The sequence below is a fragment of the Stenotrophomonas sp. HMWF023 genome, assembly GCF_003060985.1.
GTDB classification, from domain to species: Bacteria; Pseudomonadota; Gammaproteobacteria; order Xanthomonadales; family Xanthomonadaceae; genus Stenotrophomonas; species Stenotrophomonas lactitubi.
Window position 1 is genome coordinate 26,262 of sequence record NZ_QAIJ01000315.1, and the last position, 6,519, is coordinate 32,780.

Below are 6,519 nucleotides of genomic sequence, written 5' to 3' on the forward strand. Positions count from 1 at the left end.
GGTATGTCCTGGTAGCGCCGGGCCATGCCCGGCGGAAATGTTCGAATCGAAAAGAATCAGCGGCCGGCAACAGCGGCCATGATCGCCTTCTGCACATGCAGGCGATTCTCGGCCTCATTGATGGCGATGCACTGCGGCGAATCCATCACGCCGTCAGTCGCCTTCACGTTGCGGCGCAGCGGCAGGCAGTGGCTGAACACACCGTTGTTGGTCAGCGCCATCTTCCGTTCGTCGACGATGAAGTGCTTGAACTGGTCGCGGATCGGCTTCTCCGGTTCCCAGTTGCCGAAGAACGGCAGTGCGCCCCAGCTCTTGGCATAGACCACGTCGGCACCGGCATAGGCGCTGTCGATGTCATGGCTGATCTTCAGCGAACCGCCGCTCTCGGCCACGTTCTGCTCGGCCCAGCCCATGTAGCGCTCGTCGAGGATGTAGTCGGCGGTCGGGCACAGCAGCGTCACGTCCATGCCCATGCGGGTGGCGATGGTCAGCGCCGAGTTGGCCACGGCGGTGTTCAGCGGCTTGGGGTGGTAGGTCCAGGTCAGCACGTACTTCTTGCCGCGCAGGTCCTGGGTACCGAAATGCTCCTGCAGGGCCATCACGTGCGCCAGTTCCTGGCACGGATGGGTGATGGTCTCCATGTTGATCACCGGCACCGGCGAGTACCTGGCGAAACTCTCGAGCACGACGTCCTGGCGGTCGTAGGCCCAGTCGACGAACTTCGGGAACGCGCGCACGGCGATGATGTCGCAGTAACGGCCGAGCACCTTGGCCACTTCAGCGATGTGCTCTTCGGTATCGCCGTCCATCACCGTGCCGAGGTTGAACTCGATCGGCCATGCATCCTTGCCCGGCTGCAGCACCACTGCGTGGGCACCGAGCTGGAACGCGCCCAGCTCGAAACTGGTGCGGGTGCGCATGGACGGATTGAAGAACACCAGCGCGATCGACTTGCCCTTGAGCTGGTCGCCGAGCTTGTTGCGCTTGAACAGCGCAGCCTGGGTCAGCAGCGCGTCAAGTTCGCTGCGGCTCCAGTCCTGGGTGTTCAGGAAGTGCTTGGGGGACATCATCATTCCTTGCATGAGCGGCGCCGGTGGCCGACGCGGTGGAAGGTGGAAGGGAAAACCAGGGACCAAGGTGATACGAAAAGGTTGCAGATGAAGCTTTCAGAACGCGGAAACGAAAAAACCCAGCCGGCGGGCTGGGTTTTTTTCGGACGAACAGCAGAAAGCTCCGGATTACCCAGCGAGAATGTGGGGTTCCGGTCGACGGGCACGCGACGTCATGCCAGTGGCCTGGCGGGCGGCGCTGCTGTCGTGCTGGAAGTCGGTGAGCTTCATTGGTCGGCAATCTTTACATGCGGCCGGGGCCGGCGCAAGAGGCCGGCGTCGCAGAATCAGGGGGTGCCGGCTGCAGCCTGCTCGGGGCCTACCCAGGGGGTGATCGAAACCCGGATCTTCAGCCGGTTGCCAGGGTCTTCCGGCAGCCGCGAACGGTACTTGGTGCCCTTGTAGACGTAGTCCACGTCATAGGCGATGGGGCGGCGGAACTCGCGCCCGACAGGCACGATGCGACAGTCCCGGGTCAGCATCGGGCCCGTGTTGGCCGGCGCCGGGGCGGGGGGTTCGGTCGGAAGCTCTTCCAGCATCTCCTCATCGCTGCGCTTGAACATCGAGCGCACCGAATCCCACAGGCGGCCGATGCGGCCCTTGTCCTCGACCGGCTCCTCGCCGGTGACGTTGACCGGGGCCAGGGTGCGGGTCGAGACCGGCTCGCAGTGCTCCTCGGTACGGGTTGCGCGCAGGGTCTGGAACACCGGCTCCACGTTGAGCACCTGGGCGTAGTCGAACTTCACGTTCTCCACGATCACCACCCGGTTGCGGGGCTCGGCCTCCTGGGCCTGGACCACGGCCGGCAGCGCCGACAGGCAGGCCAGGGTCAGCAACGCGGTGGTTTTCATTGGCGATGGGAGCAGGGACACGGCAATAGTGTAGGCAGTGGTGACCGCAAGGGGCTGAACATTACCCGTCCGCGCCGTTCCTGCCCACCCCATCCCGGCCGCCGGTGACGTCCACCGGTGGCAATGGTCCCCCCAAAGGGCCCCGACACGTTCTAAAATCACAGGCTTGTCCCCCAGTCACAGACCCATGACCCTGCGCCTGCACAACAACCTGACTCGCCAGCTCGAACCGTTCACCCCGCTCGACCCGGCCTGTCCGACCCTGTATGTGTGCGGCCCGACGGTCTACAACTACGTGCACATCGGCAACGCCCGTGGGCCGGTGGTGTTCGGGGTGCTGGCCGACCTGCTGCGGCGGCGCTTCGGTGCCCTGCGCTACGCCCGCAACATCACCGACGTGGACGACAAGATCAACACCGCCGCGCGCGAGCAGGGGGTGCCGATCAGCACCATCACCGGCCGTTTCGCCGCGGCCTACCGTGAAGACATGGCCGCGCTGGGCGTGGTGCCGCCGGACATCGAACCGGAAGTAACCGCGCACATGGCGCAGATCATCACCATGATCGAGCAGCTGGTCAGCAGCGGGCATGCTTACGCCGCCGAGGGCCACGTGCTGTTCGCCGTCGGCAGTTTCGACGGCTACGGCAAGCTGTCGCGCCGCGATCCGGACGAGATGCTGGCCGGTGCCCGTGTCGAGGTTGCTCCCTACAAGCGCGCGCCTGGCGACTTCGTGCTGTGGAAGCCGTCCGGCGACGACCTGCCGGGCTGGGAATCGCCATGGGGCCGCGGCCGTCCGGGCTGGCATATCGAATGCTCGGCGATGGCCGCCGCACACCTGGGCGAGACCATCGACATCCATGCCGGTGGCGTCGACCTGCAGTTCCCGCACCACGAAAACGAGATCGCGCAGAGCGAGTGCGCGCACGGCGGCAAGGTGTTCGCGCGCTTCTGGCTGCACAACGGCATGCTCAACTTCGGCGGCGCCAAGATGAGCAAGTCGATCGGCAACATCGAGCGCGTCCACGACCTGGTGCGTAAACACGCTCCCGAGGCACTGCGCCTGGCCTTGCTGTCGGCCCACTACCGGCAGCCGCTGGACTGGTCCGACGCGCTGATCGAACAGTCCGGCCGCACCCTCGACCGCCTGTACGGCACCCTGCGCGAGCTGGCCGATGTGGCCGCCACGGCAGTGATCCCGGCAGACATCGAAGCGGCACTGGATGACGATCTCAATACGCCGCAGGCGCTGGCCGAAGTGGCCCGTATCGCCGGCGAAGCGCGCCGCGCCACCGATCCCGCCGAACGCGCACGCTTGAAGAGCGAACTGCTCGGTGCCGGCCTCGCCCTCGGCCTGCTGCAGGCCGATCCGGCGCAATGGTTCGGCAACGCCGCCGGCGACAGCGACGACGACGCGCGCATCCAGGGCTTGATCGACGAACGTGCGGCAGCCAAGCAGGCGCGCGACTTCGCCCGTTCCGACGCCATCCGCGACCAGCTGGCCGCCGAAGGCATCGTGCTGGAAGACACCCCGCAGGGCGTGCGCTGGTCGCGCAAGCGCGGCTGACCTGCCTGCCCCGTGGCCGGTCCGCCGGCCACGCCCCCACTGTAGAGACTGTTGTGATCGACTCCCCGTTCCCGCTTGAACCCACCGCCGCCGAGGCACAGACGGCCATCGCCGAGGAATTCGGTTTCTTCGGCGACTGGTCCGAGCGCTACCAGTACCTGATCGACCTCGGCCGCAAGCTGCCCGCCTTCCCCGAAGAATGGAAAACCGAAGAGCACCGCCTGCTCGGTTGCCAGTCGATGGTCTGGATCGTGCCGGAAGGCAATACGCAGTCGCTGCGTTTCCACGCCATCAGCGATTCGGCCATCGTCTCCGGCCTGATCTTCCTGGCGCTGCGGGTGTACTCCGGGCGCACCGCGCAGGAGATCCTGGCCACCGAACCCAGCTATATCCAGGATATCGGCCTGTCCCGCCACCTGTCGCCGACCCGCAGCAACGGCGTGGCGGCGATGCTGGCCTTCATCCGTGAGACCGCGCAGGCCCAGCTGCAGCGCGATCCGTCGTGAGCGACCCTGCCACGGCCGAAGACACCGCGCTGGGCCTGCTGTCCCGGCCCGGTTTCGCCCGGCTGCTGGCGTACCGCATCTTCGCGATGCTGTCCTACCAGGTGGTCGCGGTCACCGTCGGTTGGCACATCTACGAAGTCACCCGCAATCCGTTCTCGCTGGGCCTGATCGGCCTGGCCGAGGTACTGCCGTTCTTCTGCGTGGCGCCGTTCGCCGGCTATCTGGTGGATCATCTGCCGCGCCGCAAGCTGGGCATGGTCGCCTGTTCCGGACTGATCGCCACCGCGCTGGTGCTGACCAGCGTAGCCAAGGGCTGGCTGCCGGTTGAAGGCGTGTGGCCGATCTATGCAGCCATCGCCCTGACCGGCATGGTCCGCGCCTTCCTGTCGCCGATCTACAACGCGCTGTTCGCCCGCGTGTTGCCACGTGAACATTTCGCCCGTGGCGCCGGCCTCGGTGCCGTGGTGTTCCAGACCGGCATGATCGCCGGCCCGGCACTGGGTGGCGTGCTGGTCGGCTTCGGTGGCAAGGGTCTGTCCTATGCGGTGGCCACGGCCTTCGCGCTGGTGGCGATGGGCTGCCTGGCCACGCTGAAAGTGGAAGAACCGGTGCATGCCGGCCCCGCCGCCCCGATCTTCAAGAGCATCGCCGAAGGCGCGCGCTTCGTGGTTGGCAACCGGATCATGGTCGGCGCCATGGCGCTGGACATGTTCTCGGTACTGCTGGGCGGCGTGGTGGCGATGCTGCCGGCGTTCCTGCACGAGATCCTGCACCACGGCCCGGAGGGCCTGGGCATCCTGCGCGCGGCCCCGGCAGTGGGTTCGGTGTGCGTCGGCCTGTGGCTGGCGCGCCACCCCCTGCACCGCAACGCCGGTCGCGTGCTGCTGTTCGCCGTGGCCGGCTTCGGCCTGTGCGTGATCGGCTTCGGCCTGTCCCAGCACTTCTGGCTGTCGGCGTTGATCCTGCTGTTCTACGGCGCCTTCGACGGCGTGTCGGTGGTGATCCGCTCCACCATCCTGCAGCTGGCCACGCCGGAAGAGATGCGCGGCCGGGTATCGTCGATCAACGGCATCTTCATCAGTTCGTCCAACGAACTGGGCGCGTTCTATGCCGGCACGATGGCCAAGGTTCTGGGGCTGGTACCGGCGGTGGTGCTGGGCGGGTTCGCGGTGCTGAGCGTGGCCGGGGTCACCGCGTGGAAGAACCCGACGCTGCGGAAATTGAATCTGCGTGATCTGCAGTAGAGCGGATTTCCGTGCGCCCACGCGCCGGTAGCGCCGGGCCATGCCCGGCGGGCTCTTTCCGCGACCGCGGCGGGGTGTCACTTTCTTTGCGCGCGCACCGTGCTGCAGGAGCAGCACGGAACGGCATAGCCGGCCCGCAGGGTGGAGCACATGGATGTGCGCCATCAAGAAAGTAACCAAAGAAACGCGCCGCCATCCGCGAGCCGGTGCTGCGCACCGGTGCCCTGCACTCCTCGGTGAATCAGGGGACGGCACCGAACTCGCTGCGCTCAAACAGCGGCGCCTCTTCGCCCCTGATTCCCCTGCGGTGCTCGGCTCGCTACAAGGCGGTCCCAACAGCCGCGAGCATACGCATGGCCGCTCCTGGTAGAGCCAAGCCATGCTTGGCTGCTCTTGCTCTTGCCCTTCCATCCAGCCTCCGACTTCGGCCTGAGCCGAGCATGGGCTCGGCTCTACAGCGGCCGCGCACGCAGGGAAGCGTCGAGAGCCTGCGGGTGGGTCCGGGCAGGAGCGTCCGCGGCATGGATGCCGCGGCCGAGCTTACAGGGATGTACTTGCAGCGTGTCCTGCCCGGACCCGCCCGCAGGCTCCCCCCGATACCCGGAAGGCGCCGCTCTACGCAGCCAACTCGAACCCAACAAAAAACCCGGCCGAAGCCGGGCTTTTCGCATGACATCACAACGAACCGGAATCAGTCGCCCTGCTGCTTCTGCAGGTGCTCCCAACGCTCCTGGGCGTCGATGGTGCGCTCGGCGGTCAGGCGCGCTTCGAGGCGCTCCAGGCCGATTTCTTCACCGGTATCCACGCAGTACCCGTAATCGCCCGCTTCCAGGCGCTTGAGGGTGCTGTCGATCTTGCCGATCAGCTTGCGGTAACGGTCACGGGTGCGCAGTTCCAGCGAATTCTCGGTCTCGCGGGTCGCGCGCTCGGCTTCATCGCCGATGTCACGCACTTCCTCACGCAGGTTCTCGATGGTCTGCTTGGACTCTTCCACCAGGTCGGCGCGCCAGTTCTGCAGGCGCTGGCGGAAGTACTCCTGCTGCAGCGAGCTCATGTACTCCTCGTCCGAGGCCGGCTTGTAGCCTGCGGGCAGGATCGGGCGGCCAGTGGCCTCATCAGTCTTGTATTCGACGACCTTGTACTTGCTGCGCGGCGCAGGCGCTGCCGAACGGGCAGCGACGGCCACGGCAACCTTGCCCACGGGGCGGGTCACGGTCTTCGGAGCGGAATCGGATTTCACGGCGG

6 protein-coding genes are annotated in these 6,519 nt (G+C 66.5%); 3 read left to right on the forward strand and 3 right to left on the reverse strand.

From position 1 onward, the window contains the following. Window positions 1-56: 56 nt before the first annotated feature. A complete protein-coding gene (locus DBR20_RS18930; protein WP_025876421.1) occupies window positions 57-1,067 on the reverse strand; it encodes an N-acetylornithine carbamoyltransferase in 1,011 nt (336 codons plus the stop codon). 329 nt (window positions 1,068-1,396) lie between these two features. Then, window positions 1,397-1,960, reverse strand: a complete 564-nt coding sequence (locus DBR20_RS18935) for a hypothetical protein (protein ID WP_108267651.1) — start codon at window positions 1,958-1,960, stop codon at window positions 1,397-1,399. Window positions 1,961-2,147: 187 nt separating this feature from the next. Between DBR20_RS18935 and cysS the strand changes: the two genes are divergently transcribed. The 3 genes from cysS to DBR20_RS18950 are packed head-to-tail and all read left to right on the forward strand — an operon-like array spanning window position 2,148 to window position 5,274. Then, window positions 2,148-3,524 carry a cysteine--tRNA ligase gene (gene cysS / locus DBR20_RS18940; protein WP_108267653.1) on the forward strand — a complete coding sequence of 459 codons (1,377 nt, stop codon included), beginning with the start codon at window positions 2,148-2,150 and terminating at the stop codon, window positions 3,522-3,524. Window positions 3,525-3,577: 53 nt separating this feature from the next. Beyond that, window positions 3,578-4,030, forward strand: a complete 453-nt coding sequence (locus DBR20_RS18945; RefSeq protein WP_089236228.1) for a SufE family protein — start codon at window positions 3,578-3,580, stop codon at window positions 4,028-4,030. Beyond that, window positions 4,027-5,274 carry an MFS transporter gene (locus tag DBR20_RS18950; RefSeq protein ID WP_108267655.1) on the forward strand — a complete coding sequence of 416 codons (1,248 nt, stop codon included), beginning with the start codon at window positions 4,027-4,029 and terminating at the stop codon, window positions 5,272-5,274. The genes DBR20_RS18945 and DBR20_RS18950 overlap by 4 nt, the downstream gene beginning before the upstream one ends. A 691-nt stretch (window positions 5,275-5,965) precedes the next feature. Here DBR20_RS18950 and dksA read toward each other — a convergent pair. Continuing rightward, a partial coding sequence (gene dksA / locus DBR20_RS18955) for an RNA polymerase-binding protein DksA (protein WP_258223426.1) occupies window positions 5,966-6,519 on the reverse strand: 554 nt, incomplete at its 5' end.

Excerpts from the sequence above, each read along its gene's own strand:
- DBR20_RS18930 (WP_025876421.1), bottom strand. The coding sequence starts at position 1,067 with ATGTCCCCCAAGCACTTCCTGAACACCCAGGACTGGAGCCGCAGCGAA.
- cysS (WP_108267653.1), top strand. The coding sequence starts at position 2,148 with ATGACCCTGCGCCTGCACAACAACCTGACTCGCCAGCTCGAACCGTTC.
- DBR20_RS18935 (WP_108267651.1), bottom strand. The coding sequence starts at position 1,960 with ATGAAAACCACCGCGTTGCTGACCCTGGCCTGCCTGTCGGCGCTGCCG.